General features: G+C 56.3%; 24 protein-coding genes and 1 tRNA gene. 11 read left to right on the top strand and 14 right to left on the bottom strand.

What is annotated here, in order from left to right; translation table 11 throughout:
* Positions 1-37 precede the first annotated feature (37 nt).
* Positions 38-1,981 carry an ATP-dependent helicase gene (locus GXX82_02710; GenBank protein ID NLT21938.1) on the bottom strand — a complete coding sequence of 648 codons (1,944 nt, stop codon included), beginning with the start codon at positions 1,979-1,981 and terminating at the stop codon, positions 38-40.
* A 34-nt stretch (positions 1,982-2,015) separates the two neighbouring features.
* On the bottom strand, positions 2,016-2,357 hold the full coding sequence (locus tag GXX82_02705) for a hypothetical protein (GenBank protein ID NLT21937.1): 342 nt from the start codon (positions 2,355-2,357) through the stop codon (positions 2,016-2,018).
* Between the two features lie 347 nt (positions 2,358-2,704).
* Here GXX82_02705 and GXX82_02700 point away from each other — a divergent pair, with 347 nt between their 5' ends.
* Positions 2,705-2,953 carry a ribbon-helix-helix protein, CopG family gene (locus GXX82_02700; GenBank protein NLT21936.1) on the top strand — a complete coding sequence of 83 codons (249 nt, stop codon included), beginning with the start codon at positions 2,705-2,707 and terminating at the stop codon, positions 2,951-2,953.
* On the top strand, positions 2,950-3,348 hold the full coding sequence (locus tag GXX82_02695) for a PIN domain-containing protein (GenBank protein ID NLT21935.1): 399 nt from the start codon (positions 2,950-2,952) through the stop codon (positions 3,346-3,348). The genes GXX82_02700 and GXX82_02695 overlap by 4 nt, the downstream gene beginning before the upstream one ends.
* A gap of 79 nt (positions 3,349-3,427) precedes the next feature.
* Here the strand turns inward: GXX82_02695 and GXX82_02690 are convergent, their stop codons facing one another.
* Entirely contained in the window at positions 3,428-3,736 is a 309-nt protein-coding gene (locus GXX82_02690) for a hypothetical protein (protein NLT21934.1), read from the bottom strand.
* 893 nt (positions 3,737-4,629) lie between these two features.
* Between GXX82_02690 and GXX82_02685 the strand changes: the two genes are divergently transcribed.
* The gene (locus GXX82_02685) at positions 4,630-5,376 is read left to right on the top strand and encodes a class I SAM-dependent methyltransferase (protein ID NLT21933.1); all 747 of its coding nucleotides are present in this window, start codon (positions 4,630-4,632) and stop codon (positions 5,374-5,376) included.
* Between the two features lie 34 nt (positions 5,377-5,410).
* On the opposite strand, the gene GXX82_02680 is transcribed toward GXX82_02685, so the two are convergent.
* Complete coding sequence (locus GXX82_02680) at positions 5,411-5,920, bottom strand: hypothetical protein (protein NLT21932.1); 510 nt, start codon at positions 5,918-5,920, stop codon at positions 5,411-5,413.
* Positions 5,921-6,346: 426 nt separating this feature from the next.
* On the opposite strand from GXX82_02680, the gene GXX82_02675 reads away from it, so the two are divergent.
* From GXX82_02675 to GXX82_02655, 5 genes are all read left to right on the top strand, one after another.
* Positions 6,347-7,891, top strand: coding sequence for an IS21 family transposase (locus GXX82_02675; protein ID NLT21931.1), 1,545 nt, complete (start codon positions 6,347-6,349; stop codon positions 7,889-7,891).
* Position 7,892: 1 nt separating this feature from the next.
* On the top strand, positions 7,893-8,651 hold the full coding sequence (locus GXX82_02670; GenBank protein ID NLT21930.1) for an ATP-binding protein: 759 nt from the start codon (positions 7,893-7,895) through the stop codon (positions 8,649-8,651).
* 142 nt (positions 8,652-8,793) lie between these two features.
* Positions 8,794-9,924 carry a DUF2157 domain-containing protein gene (locus GXX82_02665; GenBank protein ID NLT21929.1) on the top strand — a complete coding sequence of 377 codons (1,131 nt, stop codon included), beginning with the start codon at positions 8,794-8,796 and terminating at the stop codon, positions 9,922-9,924.
* Positions 9,921-10,442, top strand: a complete 522-nt coding sequence (locus GXX82_02660; GenBank protein NLT21928.1) for a hypothetical protein — start codon at positions 9,921-9,923, stop codon at positions 10,440-10,442. Before GXX82_02665 ends, GXX82_02660 begins: the two co-directional genes overlap by 4 nt.
* Before the next feature lie 45 nt (positions 10,443-10,487).
* A complete protein-coding gene (locus GXX82_02655; protein NLT21927.1) occupies positions 10,488-11,033 on the top strand; it encodes an N-acetyltransferase in 546 nt (181 codons plus the stop codon).
* 236 nt (positions 11,034-11,269) lie between these two features.
* Here the strand turns inward: GXX82_02655 and GXX82_02650 are convergent, their stop codons facing one another.
* The 5 genes from GXX82_02650 to GXX82_02630 all read right to left on the bottom strand — a co-directional run bounded on the left by GXX82_02650 (position 11,270) and on the right by GXX82_02630 (position 14,500).
* A complete protein-coding gene (locus tag GXX82_02650; GenBank protein ID NLT21926.1) occupies positions 11,270-12,094 on the bottom strand; it encodes a class D beta-lactamase in 825 nt (274 codons plus the stop codon).
* 423 nt (positions 12,095-12,517) lie between these two features.
* Entirely contained in the window at positions 12,518-12,871 is a 354-nt protein-coding gene (locus tag GXX82_02645; protein NLT21925.1) for a type II toxin-antitoxin system PemK/MazF family toxin, read from the bottom strand.
* Positions 12,868-13,245 carry a hypothetical protein gene (locus GXX82_02640; GenBank protein NLT21924.1) on the bottom strand — a complete coding sequence of 126 codons (378 nt, stop codon included), beginning with the start codon at positions 13,243-13,245 and terminating at the stop codon, positions 12,868-12,870. Before GXX82_02640 ends, GXX82_02645 begins: the two co-directional genes overlap by 4 nt.
* 135 nt (positions 13,246-13,380) lie before the next feature.
* Positions 13,381-13,470: transfer RNA gene (locus GXX82_02635), tRNA-Ser, on the bottom strand.
* A gap of 43 nt (positions 13,471-13,513) precedes the next feature.
* Positions 13,514-14,500: a ketoacyl-ACP synthase III gene (locus GXX82_02630; protein ID NLT21923.1), complete on the bottom strand. Its 987-nt coding sequence runs from the start codon at positions 14,498-14,500 to the stop codon at positions 13,514-13,516.
* Between the two features lie 166 nt (positions 14,501-14,666).
* On the opposite strand from GXX82_02630, the gene GXX82_02625 reads away from it, so the two are divergent.
* On the top strand, positions 14,667-15,548 hold the full coding sequence (locus tag GXX82_02625; GenBank protein NLT21922.1) for a DMT family transporter: 882 nt from the start codon (positions 14,667-14,669) through the stop codon (positions 15,546-15,548).
* A complete protein-coding gene (locus tag GXX82_02620) occupies positions 15,545-16,513 on the top strand; it encodes a flippase-like domain-containing protein (protein NLT21921.1) in 969 nt (322 codons plus the stop codon). Before GXX82_02625 ends, GXX82_02620 begins: the two co-directional genes overlap by 4 nt.
* Positions 16,514-16,681: 168 nt before the next feature.
* On the opposite strand, the gene GXX82_02615 is transcribed toward GXX82_02620, so the two are convergent.
* From GXX82_02615 to GXX82_02595, 5 genes are all read right to left on the bottom strand, one after another.
* Positions 16,682-17,704 (bottom strand): N-acetyl-gamma-glutamyl-phosphate reductase, encoded by a 1,023-nt coding sequence (locus GXX82_02615; protein ID NLT21920.1) that lies wholly within the window; start codon positions 17,702-17,704, stop codon positions 16,682-16,684.
* 4 nt (positions 17,705-17,708) lie between these two features.
* Entirely contained in the window at positions 17,709-18,101 is a 393-nt protein-coding gene (gene rpsI / locus GXX82_02610; protein NLT21919.1) for a 30S ribosomal protein S9, read from the bottom strand.
* Positions 18,094-18,540, bottom strand: a complete 447-nt coding sequence (gene rplM / locus GXX82_02605; GenBank protein ID NLT21918.1) for a 50S ribosomal protein L13 — start codon at positions 18,538-18,540, stop codon at positions 18,094-18,096. The genes rpsI and rplM overlap by 8 nt, the downstream gene beginning before the upstream one ends.
* Positions 18,541-18,635: 95 nt before the next feature.
* Positions 18,636-20,324 carry a hypothetical protein gene (locus GXX82_02600; GenBank protein ID NLT21917.1) on the bottom strand — a complete coding sequence of 563 codons (1,689 nt, stop codon included), beginning with the start codon at positions 20,322-20,324 and terminating at the stop codon, positions 18,636-18,638.
* Between the two features lie 16 nt (positions 20,325-20,340).
* Positions 20,341-21,108 (bottom strand): hypothetical protein, encoded by a 768-nt coding sequence (locus GXX82_02595; protein NLT21916.1) that lies wholly within the window; start codon positions 21,106-21,108, stop codon positions 20,341-20,343.
* A gap of 111 nt (positions 21,109-21,219) precedes the next feature.
* Here GXX82_02595 and GXX82_02590 point away from each other — a divergent pair, with 111 nt between their 5' ends.
* Positions 21,220-22,842, top strand: coding sequence for a phosphoglycerate dehydrogenase (locus GXX82_02590; protein NLT21915.1), 1,623 nt, complete (start codon positions 21,220-21,222; stop codon positions 22,840-22,842).
* The last annotated feature ends 135 nt before the right edge of the window (positions 22,843-22,977 follow it).

Raw genomic sequence — 22,977 nt, 5'->3', positions numbered from 1 at the left:
GGGACAGACTTTGAGGCCCTGGGGAAACGTAATGTGATCAGCGGGATGTCCTGGTTGACGGCTTTACCGTCCTGGCCTCAAACGTTTTTTGAACATTGGCACGATCGAGGAACCGGCACAGCGCTGCCTTGGACCGTTCATTCACGCCTTTTTTGGTGTAGTAGCTCATGAAGAGCTCTTCCTTCGCCCTTGTAACTGCCACGTACAAAAGCCGTTTCTCCTCCTCGATGTCCCCACCGTCGCCTTCATCGAATGACCTGCTCGAAGGGAAAACGCCGTCCACGAGGCCGATAAGAAAGACCCTGCCCCATTCGAGACCCTTTGCCGAATGCACCGTCGAGAGGGTGAGGTATTCGACGTCATCGTCATTCGTATCCTTGTCGGGATCAACGGACACATCGGCAAGAAAATCCTTCAAGTTCGTATACCTTCGGGCCATCTGCCCCAACATGGCCAACTCCCTGACCTTGAGGGGGTCTTTTTTGTATTTGCTCTCCATTATGGGACCATAGTGTTCCATGACGGCGTCCACCTGCCGCGACGGCGTCATGGATGGGGTAAGGAGCGTCTGGAGAAGTCTCGCGAACGAGGCGAAGACGTCCGAGTTCTTCTGGCCCGTGCATAGCGGGGCGAAAACCCTTTCAATGATGTCCTTCGGATCGGTGTAGTGGGTGATCATCTCGAGGAGCCTTTCCACGGTCCTCGCGCCGATACCCGGCAAAAGGAGCAGGACACGGTGCCAGGCCAGCTCGTCCGCGGGGTTCGCGATCAACCGGAGGTACGAGACGACGTCCCGCACGTTGGCCATTTCATAGAACTTGCGGCCGCCGAAGAGCTTGAAGCGTATGCCCTGCCTTACCAATTCCGACTGAAGGGGCATCGAGGTGAATGCCGTTCTGAACAGCACGGCGATATCTCTCAAAGCGATGCCCTTCGCCCTGAGGCTTTGCACTTTGCGACCCACCCAGGCCGCCTCCTCGTAGATATCGTCAAATCGCAGCACCACGGGCTTTTCCCCGATCTCGCCGTTTGCCGCGACGAGGCGCTTCTCGAATTTACGCGTCATGGTGTTGAGGACGGCGTTGCCCACATCCAGAATAGACTGGGTGCTTCGGTAGTTCTGCTCGAGCATGATCACCCTGCAGCCTTCAAACTCCCCGGGAAATCGCAGAATGTTGGTGTGGTTGGCTCCCCGGAACCCATAGATGCTCTGCGCGTCGTCACCCACGACCATCACATTGTTGTGTCTTTTCGCGAGAAGACGGACGATATCCGCCTGGATGCCGTTCGTGTCCTGGAATTCATCGACCATGATGTACCGGTATCGCGATGAGAGTCTCTCCCTGACCTCGTCGATCCCGAGGACAACCCTGAGATAGACCAGGAGGTCATCATAATCGACACAGTTGTTCCTGAGTTTATACTCGGCATACTCCTTCTGAACATGCCTGATCTCGCCGAGGCGATCCTCGTAGTCAACGTACTTCCTCAGGACCGCGTCTTCGACGTCCATTCCCTTATTGACACAGAGGCTGAAGACATTCTTCAGTTCATTCTTCTTGGGAAACTCCTTGTCGCGATCGTAGCCCATTTTGTTGCAGCAGCGCCGGATCGCCTCCTCCGCGTCACCTTCGTCATATATGGTGAAGGAGTTCGACAGGCCCAGATTCTTGCTGTAGACCCGGAGGACTTTGCTCGCAAATGAATGAAAGGTGCCGCCGTCTATCCTCGAACATCTCGGATCGTTCCGGGAAGCCCGTTCGATCATCTCCTGAGCGCTTCTGCGGGTAAACGTCAAAAGGAGGATCGACTCCGGCTCAATATCCTTTTGTATAAGGTGAAGCGAGCGGTATTCTATGACCCTGGTCTTCCCGCTCCCCGCACCGGCGATGACAAGAACGGGTCCCTCCGTGGTGGTCACCGCGTCATATTGAGAAGTATTTAGCTCGGCCTTCAGATCCTGCTTCCTGCTATCCTTCACGCCCAACCTTCACTATCATTCCCGATCGCACATGCTAAGGACGCTCAAACGTCACTATTTCCAGTGTCTCCGTGTTGGAAGGCTTGTTCGTCGCCACCGTCTTTTCTTTTCTCTCAGCCTTCCTTTTGACGGGCGTTTTCTGTTTCATTTTTTTGATCCTGGCGCCAAAACCCTCAAGCTGTGCGGAGAGGCGCCTGCCGACCATCTCCTGCGTGTCGTTGGCGATCATGGTCTTTAATACTTCCAGCTGGCGATTTGCAGTATCGAGGTGTTTCTCCAATTCCCTTACATCCTTGCGTTCTATAAGAAGAGCGATCTTTGCGGCAAGTTCCTCGATACCCTCTCTCATTTTGATGAATTCTTCAATGCTTGTCATTCTTGATATCCTTATTCCTTTCGAATTGGGTCATTGTCGATCTGATCAAACGATGATCGTACTTCGTATCGGCCCGCCCCCAACAGCCGGCGGACAAGAAAGGTAAGACTAACGCGGCTCAGTATACCCTTTTCTGCGGGACTCTGTCCATAGTTGTGATGCAGCGGCTGCATCTTCACCTTCTCGATGGGAAACCCGCAATGGCCCCGTCCATGTTGCCACGATCAGTAATGAAATGAAAGGAGTCGCCTCTTCCAGGCCGCGCATCCATCGCATTGCACTGAGGTGGTGTTGACAATGATTACACATGGTGTTATCGTGTAATCATTGGAGGAGGACGGGAACGAATGATAAGGACCCAGATCCAGCTTACCGAAGAACAGGCCTTAAAAGTCAAGCAACTTGCGTCGTCAAGAGGGGTGCCCATGGCGGAAGTCATACGCGAAGCCGTTGAAGCAGCCATTGCCGCCGGCACGGGACCGGCTTCCGAGGAAAGACGCAACCGGGCCCTCACGATTGCCGGCAAGTTCAGGTCCGGTAAGAAAGATATATCCCGCAAACACGACGCCTACCTGACCGAGGCTTTCGGTCAATGAGCGTCTTCGTAGACACTTCCGCCCTCTTCGCCATCATGGACGCCGACGACAACAACCACGCCAGGGCAGCCGGTGTATGGCGCGAACTCATAGGCTCCGGGCAGGCCCTGGTAACAACAAGCTACGTCCTTGTGGAGAGTAGCGCGCTCATCCAGAGCAGACTGGGTCTTGAGGCAGCACGGGGATTCTGCGACGATCTCGTCCCCGTTCTGTCTGTTGAATTCGTCACCTCCGATATACATCGGCTGGGGACGGCCGCCCTTCTCGCCGCTTCGAAGAGAGGGCTCAGCCTGGTGGACTGCGTCAGTTTCGAGACGATGCGTGAACTGGGCATACGCTCAGCATTCACCTTCGACCGTCATTTTCGCGAGTACGGATTCACAGCCCTGCCCTGAGAGGGCGTGAAAGAAAACAGGATCGCGTGACGCGAAGAGAATAGAAAAAATGTGAAACCATCGGAGACTCATTTACCTTCTAACGAGCATCCCTGTCCGTCCCCAAAGTTCCCTGACTCTGGTATTCCTTCAGCAGTCTGTCCATCTCTTGCCGGTAGAGAGTCTGAAACTCGGGGGACTCGTATGTCAGTCCCGGGTTATTACGAAGGATTTCAGAGGCGACCTTGTCTCTAAACTCAGACTGACGCTCCCCGTCCCCGGGATACATCACTTCCGCGACATCACGCTGCCTGTCCTTGTTCTTGATCATTTTAGCTATGGGAATGGCCAGGTAGACAACGAGAACGACGACGGCCAATGCTGTCAGGGTGCATAAGAATATTGTCATCGTGTCTCCTCACAGGCATTCGCCGTGTTGGTCTTTCAAGCTCCATTCACTTTTTGAGAGCGTCCTCCCGGACTATTTTACGCACAGCTCTTTGCCCTGATACGTTGTATAGGTGTACCCGGGGTTGCATTTGATGCACATCTCTTTGCCCTGATATCTTGTGTACCTGTAATCGGGGTTGCATCTGATGCACAGTTCTTTGCCCTGATATTTTGTGTAACTGTAGCCGGGGTTGCATTTGATGCACAGCTCTTTGCCCTGATATTTTGTGTACCTGTAGTCGGGGTTGCATTTGATGCATAACTGCTTGCCTTGATATGTCGTATAGGTATAGCCCGCATTGCACTTACCCCCAGCATAGGGATTGTGACCATGGGGAGTGTGACCATGGGGAGTGTGACCATGGGGAGTGTGACCATAAGGAGTGTGAGCTGATACTGCGTATACAGCAGTGGAGCATAATACGACATAGAATACCGCGCAAACTGCAGCAAAAAGACTTAAGGCCAGCGACCGTTTCATTGTGTCCTCCTAATTATGTGGTATGGCGTTAACCCGTGTCAGTCCGTTATACATATAGCATCATACGGCAAGTTTCTCAACCGGCCGACCGCACCCATGTGCAGTAGCGCGTTGAGACCGGTAATCGAAGGGGACATTCTACGTTACTCGTGTCTGGCCTCATCGCGCTTTTGAGCGACGCCGAGCAGATGAGTTAGCAAATGACTAATGCATCAAGAAAGTCTATAATGACATTGCCGCCAAACAAAGTCGCTCGAACGGACAGTCGCTCGTCCGCATGCCCTTTACAGGGCCGCGTCTTCATGCCTGCCGCTCAGCGCCATGTTAGGCCGTAACCGGATCTATTAACAACCATAAGGAGATTTTCTGCAATGGATATTCCACGGATCTTCAACATCACCGAAAGTGCTCACCGCATCCATAACCCGTTCACACCCGAAAAGCTCGCCACCCTCGGCGCGGCACTGCGTCTGGAAAGGGGAACCCGGGTACTCGACCTCGGCAGCGGTTCCGGGGAGATGCTGTGCACCTGGGCACGCGATTACGGAGTCATCGGCACCGGCATCGACATGAGCCAGCTATTCACCGAGCAAGCGCAACTCCGCGCTCAGGAGCTCGGCGTCGCCGATCAGGTCAGGTTCATCCATGGCGATGCCGCCGGCTTCGTATCTGACGAGAAGGCCGGTGTGGCAGCCTGTGTCGGCGCCACGTGGATCGGCGGAGGAGTCCCCGGAACCATCGAGCTTCTGGCGCGGAGCCTCCTCCCCGGAGGGATCATCCTCATCGGCGAGCCCTGCTGGCGGCAATTACCGCCGACGGACGATGTCGCCAGGGGGTGTCTTGCCCACTCGGTCTCCGACTTTCTCCTGCTTCCAGACCTTATCGCCTCCTTCGGCCGCCTCGGCTACGACGTCGTGGAAATGGTTCTGGCGGACCAGGACAGCTGGGACAGATACGAAGCAGCCAAATGGCTCACCATGCGCCGATGGCTCGAAGCCAACCCCGACGACGAGTTCGCGAAAGATGTTCGAGCCGAACTGACCTCGGAACCCAAGCGCTACGCCACTTACATGCGTGAATACCTGGGCTGGGGCGTCTTCGCGCTGATGAAGCGGTAATGAGGGGATTGCCGGGCGACTCAGAAGGTACGGTTCACGCCTTCTTATTCATGCTGAATCGCCATTTGCAGAATAGCTCTTTGGGGTGGGGGTCAGGAGGGGCAAACAAGCATTCGACCTTTATGTCACTGTCAACCTCCCCGGCTATACTCATGAATTCCCCGAGGTGCATACCCTTGCAGTTGTATTCACCCACTCCTTTCCTCAGTCGGGCTTCCTGGGAAGGACAATGAGCGATCGCAATCATGATCTCATCGTCTTTGGTCTCGATCTCGTACCCACTTATCATTGCCCAAGGGAAATACCCGAGAACCCTGGCAAGGGCTTCCAGACCTTTTTCCTTGATGGAGAACCTCTCTTTGATCTCCCTGGTCATGATCTTCCCCATCCTGTGCCACACTTCCTGGTTCATCTTGATCGCCGCGTCGTAGCTGAAGGTGTTCTCTACTCCCAAGAACCAGAACCCATCGGCCCTCCTGAACTGCTTCAGCAAGAATTCAACATACGATCGAAGCTCTTCACCACTAACTCGAGACGTATCCATAATGAAGCTCTCCTTTCCAATTTCTTACCAGAAAACGGATACTTTGTCCCGCGCTGTTTCTTCGGCGCCCTCATTCTTCTCTCCCGCAGGCAGGCACCGGTTCTCCACTTTTCTCTTGCTTAGCCCTGTCAATTCGGAGACAATTTAGACGCCTGAGCGCCGGGGCGGACGAAGGTTCAGGCATCCTCACAGTATTAAGGGTACCGGTTGCTTTGGACCGACACGACTGTGATGTCGGGGGATCGCGCGAGACAACTGTGATTTTTCTAGATAGCTCACCCATTTAGACGGTCTGTTTTTCAAGATCGTTCACCCACCCCTTTTTCAAGATCTCTCACCCACTTTTTCAAGTTAATTCACCCACCCGGCCGGCGCCGAAATCAGGGCATACTACTCCCGTTATCTCTTTGTCGAACGGGAGGCGGTATGGCGAGAAAGGAGTACATGGTGGTTGATGTTGTCGACATTTTGAGAAGGCTTCAGAACGGTTATTCGATCAGGGCGGTCACGAGGGCGACGGGCATGGACCGCAACACCCTGAGGAAGTACCTGCGCCTCGCTTACAAGAAGGGATTTGGCAGGGACGGGCCATGCGATCTCGAGACGATAGCCGGGGAGGTCGTCAGGGAGATCCAGTCCCGCCCGCCCGGTCCGCAGAGGTCTCTCGATCAGATCCTCCTTCCCCACAAGGCAACGATTGCATCGTGGATAAAGGACGATCATCTTACCCTGACGAAGGTCCATATCCTGCTTTCAAGACGGGGCGTCGAGGTGAGCTACCCGGGCCTGTACCGGTTCGTGTCCGTGCACATCGGCATTCCATCGAGGACCACGGTGCGCATGGCGGATACCGCACCGGGGGAGGTGGCGGAAGTGGACTTCGGCAAACTGGGCCTCCTCTACGACGAAGCCAGCGCACGGAGACGGTCCGTCTACGGGCTTGTGGTCACACTCTGTTCCAGCAGGCACCAGTACGTGCACGTGACCTTCACCCAGGACCTCCCGTCCCTGATCTTGGGCATGGAGGATGCCTGGGTCTTCTTCGGCGGGTTGACGAGAAAGGTCGTGATCGACAACCTGAAGGCGGCGGTGGTCAGATCCGACCGCTACGCCCCTGTCTTCAACAGGACCTTCCTGGAGTACTCTCAGTCCAGGGGTTTTATCATCGATCCCGCCCGGCCCGATGACCCGACGGGCAAACCGAAGGTGGAGCGGGAGGTTCCCTACGTGAGGAAGAACTTCTTTGCCGGGGAGACCTTCAGGGACCTCGCCCATGTCCAGGAGGAGGCGGTCAGGTGGTGCCGCGACACCGCGGGAATGAGGATCCACGGGACCACGCGCAAGAGGCCGCTCATCGTCTTCAACGAAGAGGAGAAGGGTGCCCTCCTTCCCCTGACGGGAGAGCGGTTCGATGTCCCCCGCTGGGGATCCGTGAAGGTTCATCCCGACCACCACATACGCTTCGGCAACAGCCTCTACTCCGTCCCGACCCGGTATGTCGGCCGGGAGGTGTCGGTGAGAAGGGATACGAGGCTTCTCCGCATCTACTACAAGGGAGAACTCATCAAGACCCATCCCGCCGTGCCCCAAGGGAAGCGTTCGACGGACTTCAACGACTATCCGAAGGAGAAGGCGCCCTACGCGATGAGAAGCTGCACCTACTATGTCGACAGGGCGGGGCAGATCGGCCCCTCGGCGCGGCGCTTTGCGGAGATCCTCCTGTCGGGGACCTTCCCCTGGACAAAGCTGCGCCAGGCGCAGAAGCTCGTGAGGCTGCCCGACCGGTACGGCAAAGAGAGGGTGGAGAAGGCATGTGAGCGGTCCCTCGCCTTTGAACTCGTCGACGTGCGCAGGGTCGAAGAGATCATACAGCAGGGCCTCGTCAGGGAGGACACCGAGGAAAGAAGGCGGGAGCCGTTGCCGTCCCGGTTTGCCCGGCCGGCGGCGTACTTCGTGAAAAAGGAGGAATGAGATGGAGATCACAACGGAACTGAAACAGACGCTCAAAAGACTGAAGCTCGGGGGCATCCTTGCCACCCTGCCGGAAAGAGGGTCATATGCGAAGACCCAGAAGCTCTCCCACGGCGAGTTCCTGGAGCTCGTGCTCAACGACGAGATCGAAAGACGCGAGCAGGGCAGGACCGTGAGAAAAATGAAAAGCGCTTATCTCGACCAGGAGCAGACCTTCGAGCGGTTCGACTGGGACGCCCCGATCACCGTCGACAGGGAGAAGGTGAAGGACCTCTTCCGACTCGGCTTTGCCGACAGGCACGAGAATGTCATCATCTGCGGCCCCGTCGGCGTGGGGAAGACCCACCTCGCCAATGCCCTGGGACACAGTGCGGTGAGAAGGGGTCTCAATGTGCTGATGCTGAGGTCCCAGGTTCTCTTTAAAAGGCTCCACCAGTCGAGGGCCGACCACTCGTTCGGGAAGGAGGTCATCGGGCTCATCCGCCCCCATGTCCTTATCATCGATGACTTTGGTCTGCAGAGGCTGACGGGATCGGAGGCGCAGGACCTGTACGAGGTGATGATCGAACGGTACCAGCGGTCCTCGACCGTCATCACGAGCTCACGGCCCCTGGATGAATGGATGGGACTCTTCGACGATCCGCTCCTGGCCAACTCCCTCCTTGACAGGCTGGCCCACAACGCCCACCAGATCTTCATCGAAGGGGACAGCTACCGGAAGAGGATGGGCAGATCGAAAAGGGCAACGGAAAAGGATTGAACATGAGGAAATGGTCATGGTAGAAGACTGAGGATATTGCGCCGCCCCCGGGTGAATTAACATGAAAAGGGGGTGGGTGAATTAACCTGAAAAGTCACAGACAACTGCTCATTTCTTCTGGAAGAGGCAGGGAGAGACCGTTATGGCGGCAAATTGGGAACGGCACCTTCAGCGATGGACCACAGCGGGACTGATAGACACCCCCACGGCGGACATGATACGCGCTTACGAAGCGGATCGGGAGAAAGCTCAAGGACTGCGATGGCCGATCCTGATAGCTATCGCCCTCGGCGGTTTACTGTTCGCAGCTGGAATCTTGCTTTTCGTAGCCGCACACTGGGATGGGCTCTCTCCGGGAACACGCTTCTGTCTCGTCCTGACCCTCGTTGCCGCCGCACACCTTGCCGGCGCAATAGCCGCCTCCCGCTTCAGCATCCTCTCAACAACATTACACGCCATTGGCACGATCTGCCTGGGCGCAGGGATCTACCTGACAGGACAGATCTTCCATCTTCAGGAGCATTGGCCGGGAGGGGTCATGCTGTGGGCATTTGGCGCCTCTACGGCGTGGGTATTGCTGCGCCATTGGACACAGGCCTGTCTCGCAGCCATCCTGATACCTGTATGGCTTGCAGGCGAATGGGCCGTGGCAACGCACGGATGGGCCTTCAGTGGTAATGTCCTTGGCGCCGGGGTGCTGCTGCTGGCCACCACCTACCTGACGGCGGTGTCGCCGGAGAAAACCTCGCCTCTGCGGAAGGCCCTTTCGTGGATCGGAGGGATCGCTCTGATCCCGGCAACAGGAGTCGTCATCGGATCGGGATCGTTCGGCTCTGTGCATGGGCCTTCGTTGCCCCTTGCCTATCACATTCTTGGATGGGCCGTGGCGTTCCTCCTGCCTCTTGCGTTCGCCTGGGGGCTTCGGGGCAGCCACGTCTGGCCGAATGCGATCGCAGCGATCTGGGTTACCGCCCTGAGTGCGGCGGGATTCCTGTTCGAGGCCGACGACAACCTTGTCCATTATGCTCTATGCGCATTGGGTTCGGTTGGCCTCATTGGATGGGGCATGAAGGAGACACGCAAGGAACGGGTCAATCTGGGCATTGCGGGATTTGCCCTGACCGTTCTGGCTTTCTATTTTTCAACCGTTATGGACAAACTCGGGCGCTCGGCAAGCTTGATAGGACTCGGATTTCTTTTTCTTCTCGGAGGCTGGTTGCTTGAAAAGACCCGCCGCCGGCTTCTGACCCGAATCGGCAAAGGAGGGACATGAGCCCCTTTTTCAAAGGATTGGTGGTCCTGGCAATTCACCTGTGCCTGGTGGCAACGCTTGGCGCGAAACTACTCTATGACCGGGCGACACTTCCCCGTCTCTGGGTAAGTGCGGTACCCTACGACCCTGACCTTCCTGTCCGCGGGCGATATGTCAGCCTGCAGCTCATCGTAGAGCCTCGGGGAATTGATGAGAGCAAGAAAGGGTCGGACCAAACATCTCACCCGGTCAGCCTTCGCGTGGAAAACGATCGCTTGCTTGCCGTAGCCGCAAAAGGTATCCCGCGCAACCCCTCAGACCTTTCGCTGCGATACGCGAAGATCGGCCACGAGAAAGTGGCCGTCCTGAATGAACCTGTGGCATTCTTTATCCCAGAACACATCCCCGACCCATCCCGCCGGAATCAGGGCGAACAACTCTGGGTTGAAGCGACAGTCCCAACGAAAGGTATTCCCCGACCGATCAGGCTCGGCGTAAGCAAGGATGGCGGCCCTATAGTACCGCTCAATACCAAGTAACGCTCCCGAGCGAATATTGTCGGCAACACCCAAAAGGAGAAAGCATTGATAATCAGAGTCGCGAAGGAATCAGATCGTAATGAAATTCTGAACATACACAGGCGCGCTTTTGGCAAAGAAAAGGGCCCTGTGATCTCCAAACTCGTCGATGATCTATTGGATGATGAAACGGCAAAACCCATATTGTCTTTGGTCGCTGTTAATGATGACAAACTGATCGGGCATATTCTTTACACAAAAGTTAGAATAACCCAAACCGAATCCCCGGTATCTGCTCAAATACTGGCTCCTTTGGCAGTACTCCCAGACGTCCAAAAACGCGGGATCGGGCAAAAGCTAATTAACGAGGGGCTAAAGCGATTGAAGGCATCAGGAACAGAGTTGGTATTTGTTCTCGGACACCCTACATATTATCCACGTTGCGGATTCGCGCCGGCAGGAAAACAGGGGTTTGAAGCACCCTATCCCATACCTGAAGAGCATTCAGCGGCATGGATGGTTCAGGCACTAGGTGGTGATGCCCTAAGGAATATCAAGGGACAGGTAGAATGCTCAAGAGCTCTTAACGAACCACAGCATTGGAGAGAATAAAACTTGCTAACAACGGGCTAAAGACCCGCAATAACCGCAGTTGAACAACCAGGGGGCGTTCTTTAATATCGGGGAGGCCAGAGATGCCCCCGGAGTCACCATGACCGACGGAGGTGCTCAACACGCAATAGGTTTCGCCATGAGAAGGGCAAGAGACATTGCAGAGAGGAAGGTATTGAGGCTCGTCTGAGAAGGTTGTTTTCTTGTTAACGATGTCCCCCTGTCGGGCCCAACACCTATAAAAGCCCCATCGACCGAAACTCATCTTCAACGATCTTCCGCGCAACCTTTCCGGACGGGGCATCCCCATTAGTAATATTGCAGGCGAAAACGTATGTTGTCCCACCGCTTTCAAGAAAACCCACAAACCAGCCTAAATTCCATTTTCCATCAGATCCCATACCCGAACCGGTCTTGCCGTAAAGCGTTCCTTTTTCGGTCTTTTTTACCTGCATAATATCACGCAGTATCGCTATATTCTTTTCGGAAAAAGGAAGTGTTCCATCCAGGAGCTTCTTTAAAAGCCCAACCTGTTCATGAGCGCTGATCTTAATAGACGTCACTCCAGGCCGTGGAAGCCAAAATATGTCAACACCGGCCGATATATCGCCTGAACCATAGCCAATCCTTTCAATGTAATCCTTCATACGGCTTTCGCCGATCTGACGCGCCAGTATTTGGTACGCCGGCACAGCCGATACGTCAAATGCTTCCCGAAGGGTTAAATCCTTATCCCATTCTTCAAACTCACGTTTAACGCCGTCCCATTTATACCACGGCTCCTCAGCTCCCTTGATCAACCCAAGCTCAAGGCCGATCAAGGTATTATATATCTTGAAAGTCGAACAGGGCGTGAGACGACGAGCGCTAAGAGCAGGGTCGGCGTGCACAGCCTTCCCTGAAGCGCGATCATAAACTACCAGCGCCGTGTCATAATCACCAAATAAAGACTTGTTGATCTCCTGAGCGCTCGAAAAAACGGGAGCCAATAAAAAGACCGACACAATAAAGGCTAGTTCTATTCTGTGCCGATTATAGAAAAGGGGAGCTCTGGAAGCCATCTTCACACTCTCTTTTTTTCAGGTCTGAGCGAGCAACGATGATCGTCGATGTGTTAGAAAGATGCTATCCCTCTCGCCCGAGCATGTCAATAGACATGAACCGACAGGCTCTTCGCGTTTTCACATTCTCGGAAACACCATGGCACGGTACTGAATTCTGTTTCTTGTCCTTCAAGCTGTTTGAACGGTCCTCTCATCCGCTGAGCGTGGCTGCACGGCAAAGAGACCCAGCGCCCCCGCTTTCTCTTCTGTGTTGTTGGAGCTAGTTTGGTGAAAGAGGCCTACCAGATCATCGAAAAGAAAAGGATTACGGATTAGATGAGATTTATTTGCTTTCTGACGGGCGTCCCTGTCCGACCCAGCCTCGTTAACTCGATCCCCCAGGCAATGCGAAGGGCGTCGCGGAAGTTGACCTGAGAGAGGTCAGGGCTCCATTGGTTCCAGCAGGAGGCGTACTCCGTTCAGGATCTGATTTATCCGTGCCGGCTGCAGGGAGCCTATCTTTTCGACAAGGTCCTTCCTGTCAACGGTTATCAGTTGCGTGATATTGGCCACACTGGCCTTCGGGAGGTTGCCCTCACCCTTGTGGAGCAGCACATTTCCCGGCGATGCGGCTCTCTTGACGTTGGACGTCAATACGCAAAGCACCACCGTATTCAAACGGCTCTCATTGAAAACGTTGTTCTGGATGACCACATGGGGATGGCGATACCCCGGCCCGGAACCTGCAGGGTCCCCCAGGTCGACCCAGAAGATATCCCCCTGCCGTATGGTCAACAGGGCTCCTTCTGCACTTTCCTGGCATGATAGCCTTTGGAACGCCGTTTCAATTCGGTCTCTTCCGGGGTGTCATCCTCGTATGCTTCGTTGAGCGCCTGGAGCAGGCCCCTGGTCCTGCGTCGTTCGAGCAACTCCTCCACGGCAATAGCGAACACCCGGCTCCGTGAACAACCGAACTCCTTTGTGAGCCCTTCAACCTCGTTGAGTATTTCCTCTGGAATGGATATCGCCACCTTCATACCAGTATGATACACTCGGGTATTACACCTGTCAATACCGAACACCTCGGAAACCGATAGGGACGTTCCTTGCGTTTTCACATTCTCAGAAACACCATTGCACGGAGATGAATTTTGTTTCTTCTTCTTCAAGCTCTTTGAACGGTCCTCTCATCCGCTGAGCGCGGCTGCACGGCAAAGGGACCCCGCACGGACCTCACCTGAAACCTGAGACTTGAAACCTGAGACCGTCTTTTGCTGGAACCGCCCCTTCCGGGGCGAAAAGATTGGCGGAGGGAGTAGGATTCGAACCCACGGGGCACTTGCATGCCCAACGGTTTTCAAGACCGCCGCTTTCGGCCGCTCAGCCATCCCTCCGGGGATTGATTATTCTAAATATTTTTCCGGCAAATGTAAACCGTTACCACCGGATGAGGCTGCTTCCCCAGGTGAGTCCGCCGCCGAAGGCGGTCAAAAGGACGAGGGAGTCCTTCTTTATTGTGCCGTCGCGGACCGCCTCGTCGAGGGCGATGGGGACCGTTGCCGAGGAAATGTTGGCGTACTTCTCTATCGTCATGTACACCTTTTCCAGGGGTACGCCGAGCTTCTTCGCCATGCCCTGGAGTATCCTGAGATTCGCCTGGTGGGGGATGATAACGTCCGCGTCATGGACGGTGTAACCGTTGACCGAAGCCGCCTCCTCGCACGCCTCGGCGAAGCGGTTCACGGCCACCTTGAAGGACCTGTTGGCCTCGATCATCTTGAGGTAGTGAAGGCCGTTGTCCACGCTTTCGTATGAGATAGGCGTCGTCTTCGATCCGCCGCCGGGCATGAGCAGCGTATCGCCCGCCGCCCCGTCCGTGTGGATGTGAGTCGAGAGGATCTGCGCGCCGTTCTCGGATTCGGTGACCACCGCCGCGCCGGCGCCGTCACCCCAGAGGATGCAGCTTTCCCGTTCCTTCCAGTTCACGACCCTGGTCATGATCTCGCCCGCGGCGACAAGGACCGTCTTGTTCGCCCCCGACTTGATGAACTTGTCCGCCACGTGGAGGGCGAAGAGAAAACCGGAGCATGCCGCCGTCACGTCAAAGGAGACGGCCTTTGTGCAGCCGAGCTTCGCCTCGAGCCAGTTCGACCCGGCCGGACAATGGGTGTCGGGGGTGATCGTGGCGAGGACTATCAGGTCGATGTCGGAGGCCGTGACACCGGCAACCTTCATCGCCCGCTCGCAGGCAACCTTGCACAGGTCGGACGTGGCCTGGTCCTTCTCGGCTATCCTGCGTTCCTTGATGCCCGTGCGGGTGAAGATCCATTCGTCTGACGTGTCCAGGAACTTTTCGATATCGAAATTCGTCATGATGTGATCGGGCAGGTATGAACCCGTCCCGACGATGGCAGTTTTTTTCATGGAAAGCTCCGTGTTTTCTTGATTTTGCTGTTAAATAGAACAAAAATTCCGGCACCTTGTCAAGGGAAAACCCGGCAGGTGCGGGAGCCCAGGTCCCCGCGCTCCTAATGGGCTTAATTTCCTTGACATAGACCGTCTATGTCGATAAAACATGGGTCATATCTCAATGAAAACTGACCATATCGACACGCGGGGATTCATCACCATCCTGATCCTGGCCCTTTTGTGGGGTATCAACTATTCGGCGATCAAAGTCACGAATACGGGGTTCTCGCCCATCTTTACATCCTTCGCCCGTTCCGTTCTGGCTTCAGCGCTGGGGATCGGGTATTGCCTGGCCATCAGGCAGAAACTCCTCCACCGGGGGCCGCTTCTCGTGCACGGCGTCGTTGTGGGGGTCCTCTTCGGGCTCGAGTTCGCCTGCCTGTATTTGGGCCTGCTCTTCACGGGCTCGGCGCGGGCCGTCATCCTCCTTTATCTGTCACCTTTCGCGGTGGCTGCAGGCGCACACCTCTTTCTGGGGGAACGGCTGAACCCCCTCAAGTGGATGGGCCTTGTCCTTGCCTTTGCGGGACTGGTCAGCGTCTTCTACGGCAAACCCTCGACTTACAACAAACTGATGCTTGTCGGCGACATGCTTGAGATCCTGGCGGCCTTCCTCTGGGGCGCCACGACGCTCTACATCAAGAAATTCCTGGCAGAGAAAATGCATCCCATAAACACGTTCCTCTACCAGCTCGTCTTCTCCATCCCCGTCCTCTTCCTCTGCGCCTTTTTTCTTGAACCGGTCTGGCTCAAGGATCCGGGGACAATGGCGATATCGTCGCTCGTCTTCCAGTCCGTGGTCGTCGCTTTCGCGTCATACCTGGTCTGGTTCAAGCTCATCCACGATTACCCGGTGGCAAAGCTCTCCGTCTTCACCTTTCTCACGCCCATCTTCGGCGTGGCGTTCGGAGTCCTCTTTCACGGGGAGGAGCTGACAACGGGCCTCGTCGCCGGGCTTGTCATGGTGAGCGCGGGAATATACGTCACGAACTATAAGAAATGAACAAGCACAGGATCATAACGGCAGCCGGTTTCGTCATCAGCATCGTCCTTCTCTATTTCTCCCTGAGGGGGATAGAATACAGACAGCTCGCCGCGGCGATTGCCAGGGCCGATCTCACGTACGCCTTCCTGCCCGTATGTTGCATCTTCCTCTGCCTCACCCTGTGCTCCTTCAGATGGTCCATGATAACGGGGAACGCGGTCAGGTTCCGCGACGCATTCATCGCCCTCGTGATCGGCCTTTTCATCAACAACGTCCTTCCCGCCCGAATCGGGGAGGTCGCACGCGGCTACGCCATCTCGAAGCGAAGGGGCATCCCTTTCACGTACGCGGTGTCGACGGTGTTCATCGACAGGGTCTTTGACCTGCTGGGCCTTTTGTCCATCACCTTCCTCTTCTTCCCGCGCCAGGCCCTCCCCCCGTCGGTGTCCAAGGCCCTCTACGTTCTCGTGGCCATTTTCGTGGTATGCGTCATAGTGCTCGTTGCCGTGAGCCGCGAGAAGACGGCCCACAGGATGGCCGGGTTCCTCCAAGGGTTCAAGCGTCCCTTCCTCGCGCGCCTCGCCGTGAGAGTGCTTGAGATACAGGAGAACCTCCGCCGCATCAGCACACCGGGGCATATCGCGCTCTTCATCGTCCTGTCCATCGTCAACTGGCTCTCCATGAGCTCAGCCCTGTACTTCTCCCTCAAGACCCTCGGTGTTCCCCTGCCCTTCGTCTACGCCCCTTTTGTCACGGCCCTCCTGAACATGGGCCTCGCCGTACCCTCTTCCCCGGGATACATCGGCGTCTACCAGTTCCTTCTCGTCTACCTCCTCGCCATCTTCGGCGTCCCCAAGGCGCAATCCTTCGCCGTATCCCTCTTCTTCCACGCCTCCTGGTACATCCCCTACAACATCATGGGCTTCATCTTCATTCTTAAGGAACAGGTACATATCAAGGACATACGGAAGATGGAGGGGTAGAGGCGGTTTCAGGTTTCAGAAGAAAGGACAGAGAGAGCCTCTTTCTTTTTCGTCCCTCCAAGGCTTTCGGTCGTTAACCTGAAACCTGAAACGGTCTTCTAAGGTCTTTAACTTGAAACCTGAGACGTGAGACTTGAGACGGTCTTTCTGTGCGGAAGCGCAGAAAGACTAGGGATACTGGGGTACCCCGGAAAGGCCTGCGGTTTCGGGAAGGCCAAGGGCCACGTTCATGTTCTGGAGGGCCTGGCCCGAGGCGCCCTTGACGAGGTTGTCGATGGTGGAGATGACGATGATGCGGCCGTCGTCGAGGACCTTGAGACCGATGTCGCAGTAATTGGAGAACCTGACGAACCGGGTGTCGGGGTAGACGTTCTCGTCCATGATCCGGACAAAAGGCTCGCCCTTGAAGGTCTCCCGAAAGACGTCGAGGACCTCGGCGGTCTTTGCCGCCTTGGCCAGTCTACCGTAGACCGTCGTCAGGATACCTCGCGACATGGGAACGAGGTGGGGGACAAAGGATATCCTCTGGGGTGAGTACTTGTTGACTTCCTTCTGTATCTCCGGCTCGTGCCGGTGGACCCCGACGTTATAGGCGCGGAATCCCTCGGAGACCTCGCAGAAGAGACTGCCGACCTTTCCCTCCCGGCCGGCTCCGCTGACCCCCGACTTTGAGTCGATGAAGATATCGCCTTCGAGCATTCCGTGTTTGACGAGAGGATACAGGGGGAGAATGGCCGACGTCGGATAGCAACCCGGATTGCCGACGAGCTTCACCCCCTTGATCTTCTCCCTGTAGAGTTCGGGGAGGCCGAAGACCGCCTGTGCGGCAAGCTCTTTCGCCGTGTGGGGCACGTAGGCACTCTCGTAGATCGCAAGGTCCTCGAAACGGAAGTCGGCGCTGAGGTCCACGATGAGGGCCTTTCCGTCGAAAAGCTCCCGGGCCTTGTCCATTGCGGTCCCGTGGGGGAGACACAGGAAATAGACGTCGCAGGAGCCGCGATGGTCCCCGTCCGTCGGCTGAAGCACCTCCTCCAGCCGGCCCCGGAAAAGGGGAAAGATATCCGATATCTTGCGGCCCCGATACGTATTGGACGTGATGAGCTTTATCTTCGCATCGGGATGAGTAAGGAGCAAGGACATCAGGACGGCGCCTGTATAGCCCGTTGCTCCTACGATTCCGATATTGAGCATCGATCTATCTCTTGGAGAACTGGAAGCTGGCGCGTGCGCCTTTCTTTCCGTATTTCTTCCGTTCCTTGGATCTCGGGTCCCTCGTGATGAGGCCCTGTTTCTTCAGGGTGACCCTGAGGCCGGCGTTCACTTCGAGGAGGGCCTTGGCGATGCCGTGGCCGAGGGCCCAGGCCTGTGCGGGTATCCCGCCGCCGTATATGTTCGCGACGACATCGAACTTGCCGATGTTGTTCGTCAGCATCAAAGGCTTGTTCACCATAAGCCGGAGTTCTTCAACGGGAAAGTAATCCTCGAACGGCCTGCCGTTGATAAGGAATTCCCCGGACCCCTGCCTTATCCAGACCCGCGCCACGGCGGTCTTTCTCTTACCAGTTGCGTAGTACCTCTTTTCAGGCACCTTGTACCTCCTTCAACGATATCTCCCTGGGCATCTGGGCCTTGTGCGGATGTTCGCTGCCCCTGTACACTTTCAGTTTCTTGAGGATCTTCCTGCCGAGCGTGTTCTTGGGGAGCATGCCCTTCACAGCCTGATAGATCACCTCTTCCGGCTTCTTCTCGAGCATGGTCTTCGCGTTCGTCACGCGCAGGCCGCCGGGAAAGTTGCTGTGCTTCTGATAGGTCTTTTGCAGGAGCTTCGCTCCCGTGAGCTTCACCTTGTCGGCATTGACGACGATGACAAAGTCACCCGTGTCGGCATGAGGCGTGAAGACCGGCTTCGTCTTACCCCGGAGGATCATGGCAACCCTGGCGGCGAGCCTTCCCAGCACCACACCGTCGGCGTTCATTACGTACCAGTCATTCGAAACTTCGCCTTCTTTTGGAAAATATGTCTTCATAACCGTTTTCACCCTTAAAAAAATTTGTCTAAATTAATACATTTGGTATGCTAAGTCAAGCAAAACTTTGAGATTTACGCCCATTTGAAGGCCTTTCAGGGCCCTTTCGGAGAGACGAGAAGAACGAGGTCGTCGCGTTTCCTCTTCCGGTCCCCGGTCGATTCGCTGAGCGCCCTTTCAAACGTCCGCGCTCCACATTCACTTTCGATCCCCCCTACAAAGGCCTCTTCCGTGATGAGGTGCCTGCCGGAGCCTCCTGCAAAGGAACAGACCTCCCGGAGGCCGCTCAAGGCCCTCAGGGGAGACTTCCTGTCGAGATAGAAAAGGAAAGAGGAATTGCCCACCCCGTACATCGCCACGTTCCCCCGCGATACCCCCTCTATCCTTGACGCGACCTGACGGGCGAAGGGCTTCAGACCACGGCCTCTTTCGCCTATCGAGGTCCCGGCGGTAAAGGTCCACAGAAGGATCCCGAAGAAGACAAGGACAAGAAGGGCCGAACCCGGCACGAACATCCTCCTCACGATGAAGAAGAGCGCCGCGACCCCGGCTGCGACGATCACCGGTCCCGCTATGACCTCCGAGAGATGACGGTACGCCTCGAAACCGAAATACCCGGCGACGAGCGCCACTCCCGCGATGACGGGGATGAACGCCGTGACGACAAGGGATGCCTTCATGGCCGGGGATCCCTTTTCCCTCTCGCGCTCCAGAAATCCTGCCAGTGACCTCCCGATGATGAGCGCGAAGGCGGGGACAAGGGGCAGTATGTAATAGCTCCTCCTTGAACCGGAAAGGGTAAAAAAGAGGAATATGGCGACCGTCACGGTGGCAAGCCACCGCCGCTCAGGCCCGCCTCCCCATCTTCTCATGTGGATGAGGGCTCCGACGGCAAGGAACGTCCAGGGGATCAGGAACACGGGAATGTGTTTGAAATAGATGTAGAAGGGTTCCACGTGATCGAAGGGTTCCAGGAACCGCACCACGTTCTCACGCCACATGAGCTCGACGGCTTCCCAGGACCCGGTCATGATCACCGGCAGGAAAAGAAGCAGGACAAAGAGGGCAAGGCCGCAGACCGCCCCCAGGATGCCTTTCCGAGAGAGTATCCAGTCAAAATGCTCCGCCGCCTTCATTCGGGTCCTGCCAAACCCGTCCTGCCTGATGTCCCAGATCGTCTCCACGCAGCTCACCGCTATCACCGCCGTCACGGCGACGGCAGGCGCGAGCGGACCCTTGCAGAAGGAAGAGACGGCCGCTATGAGGTAAAAGGAGAGATACCGGTGGAACGGGCGCCCGGCACCCCTGCCCTGCAGGACCCAGAGCATCGACCATATGGCAAGGACGTTCAAGACCTCCGCCGACGCCGTCCTCGACCAGAAGCCGAACATGACTGTCGTCAGGAGGACAAGGCCGGCATACAACCCCGGGGTGAGGCCGAAAAGGCCCCTGCCGATGGCGAAGATGAGGGCCACCGTGCCCACTCCGGCAAGGGCACCGGGGAGCCGGGCGGACATTTCCGTCACCCCCGAAAAGAGCGAGAAGGGAATGATCGCCCAGTAACTGAGCAGCGGTTTGTCGAAGTAGACAACGCCGTTGATGGTGGGGAGAAAATAGTCGCCGCTCAGCATCATCTCACGGGCGATAACCGCCCACCGGCCTTCGGATCCCCACAGCGAACGCCACGAAAGACCGGAAAAGAAAAGGACGCCGGCGGCGGCAACAAGGACGGCCAGCACCGCGTATTCAGCAAAGGTCCATCTCTGACCGGGTGCGGGGTTCACGGTGGGTCCCATGGGGCTATTGCGCTTTGAGGGCCGGTTCTTCCTTCTTGCACTGGACGAGAAGGCTGGCAACGAAGAGGACTATGGTCGAAAGCAGGAGCGCAAAGCCATGAGGGTTGTCGCTGATGACGGCAGGATCGAAAGACCAGAGCTTCTGCAGGTCCGCCGCCTTCAGGGTGTGGATGAATATGATGAGGAAACCCGTCGCCCAGAAGCGCATGAACCGGGATATCTCGTTCCGGGTGATCCTCTGCATCGAAAATCCCCTTCCCACTCCCTTCAAGCTGCGGACGGAGTAAGCATCGGGGAAGATCTGGGGGACATCGAGACTGTACCGCAGGTACTCGCCAGTGTGGAGCCGAGCCAGTGTGGCCTCCTCTTTTCTGATCGTCGGGCCGTAGGACCAGTAGAACAGGAAGGGGTATATCAGGAGAAGGTAGACGTTCCCGCTCACGAGGCAGAAGCTCGAATCTATGAGATAGTTCGCCATGTAGTAAGGATGGCGGACCACGCTGTATGTCCCCTCCCGGCACAGGACCACGTTGCGGATGAGGACCCCCTTTGTCATATAATGGAAGAAACAGCCGAAGATAAGGAGCACACCCGCCACCGAGAGCCTTACCCAATCGAGGTTGTAAAGCACGGCGGAGATGAGGCAGACCACGATGATGATGTCACGGAGATTGCTGCGGTTGATGAACGGTCGCCTGCCGCCGGAGCGCCTCTCGTCTTCCCGGTTCAAGTCCCGGGGTGTTCTCTTTTCGGCAGGTTCCTCGTTCGCCACAAGTATTGGTCCTGTATTGCTTTTTCTCTTTGCCGGTGGTATCTTTTACTGTCGTTACCTATATCACGAGCACAGAAATATTACAAGAAATAATAACTTAGGCGGATTCCAATGAAAAAATTCAAGATCCTCGTCACAGATCATCTCGCCGAAGAAGGTTTGAAGATACTCGCGGCGGACAAGGCGGTGGAAGTCGAAGTCAAGGCAGGCATAAAGGTCGAAGAGCTGAAGACCATCATCGGCAATTACGATGCCATCATCACCCGCAGCGGCACGACGGTCAAGGAAGGTCTCATCGAGAACCCGGGCCGGCTCAAGATAATCGGACGCGCCGGTGTCGGCGTGGACAATATCGACATAGAGGCGGCAAGCAAAAAAGGCCTCATCGTCCTCAACGCCCCCACGGGCAACACCCTCGCCGCCACTGAGCTCACCATGGGCATCATGCTCGCCGCCGCCCGCAAGATACCCCTTGCCAACGAATCTCTGAAACAGGGCAAGTGGGACCGGAAGAAATTCATGGGCATCGAACTCCATAACAAGACCCTCGGCATCATCGGTCTCGGCCGCATCGGGAGCAATGTCGCCATCCGCGCGAAAAGCTTCGGCATGAAGGTCATCGCCTACGACCCGTACATCAAGAAGAGCAAGGCCGAGTCCCTCGGCGTCGCCCTCTACGATGAGCTTGACGACCTCCTCAAGGTCTCCGACGTCATCACCTTCCACACGCCGCTCACCGGCACGACGAGGAACATGATAACGGCCGACAAGCTGGCCATCATGAAGGACAATGTCATCCTCGTCAACTGCGCCCGGGGCGGTATCGTGAACGAGAACGATCTCTATGAGGCCCTCGTGTCGGGCAAGATATTCGCCGCCGGCGTGGACGTCTGGGTGGAGGAACCTCCGAAGAACAACAAACTCCTCACCCTGGAGAATGTCTTCGCGACTCCGCACATCGGCGCCAACACCGCCGAGGGGCAGAAGGCGGTCTCGGCCATCGTCGCCGAGCAGGTCCTCAACGCGCTCCATGGCAGGCCCTACCAGCATGGCGTCAACATACCTTTCATGAAGTCACTCCTTCCCGACCACCTCCAACTGTATTTCAACCTCGCCGAGAAGATGGGCAAGCTTGCGGCGCAGATCAGCAAGGGCCGGCCCGAGAAGATATCGGTCATCATGGTGGGAAAGAACTTCGAGGAAGACCTCTGCGAGCGCAAGTTCGACGTCCCTTTCAGCTACCAGCCCTTCACCATAGCGGGGATCAACGGTTTTCTCGATATCTCCCTCCAGGGTTCCGTCACCTATATCAACGCGCCTTATCTGGCCAAGGACCGCAACATCATCGTTGAGGAATCAAAAACGGAGCAGTTCGACAAGTTCAACGATCTCATCATCTTCAGCCTCAAGACCGACGTCGAGGAGACCACCATAGCGGGTACCGTCTTCCCCGATAAACTGGGCAGGATCGTCCTTCTCGATCGCTTCCATCTCGACGTTATCCCCGAGGGGACATTCCTTGCCTTCAAGATCATGGACCGCCCCGGCGTTATCGGCAAGGTCGGCACCATTCTGGGCGATCACGGCATCAACATAGCGAGCTTCACCGTCTCCCGCATGGTCCAGGGCGAGGAGGTCGCCTTCGTTTCCGTGGACTGCCCCATCGGCAAGGACGTCCTCAAGCACATAAGGGCCATAGACGGAATGATAGAAGCGATAGAGATAAGCCTCTAGAGGCAGCTTGAATCGCTTGAACAGCTTGACAGGCTGCTGACTCCTCTTTTCGTCATCCCGGACCTGATCCGGGATCCAGAGGTCTCTCTAACACATCGTTTTTCCTGGATTCCGGCCTTCGCCGGAATGACGACA

The sequence above is a fragment of the Syntrophorhabdus sp. genome (genome assembly GCA_012719415.1).
Taxonomy (GTDB): Bacteria; Desulfobacterota; Syntrophorhabdia; order Syntrophorhabdales; family Syntrophorhabdaceae; genus Delta-02.
The sequence above is the reverse complement of the archived record's forward strand: the minus strand, read 5'-3'. Positions and strand labels throughout refer to the sequence as shown.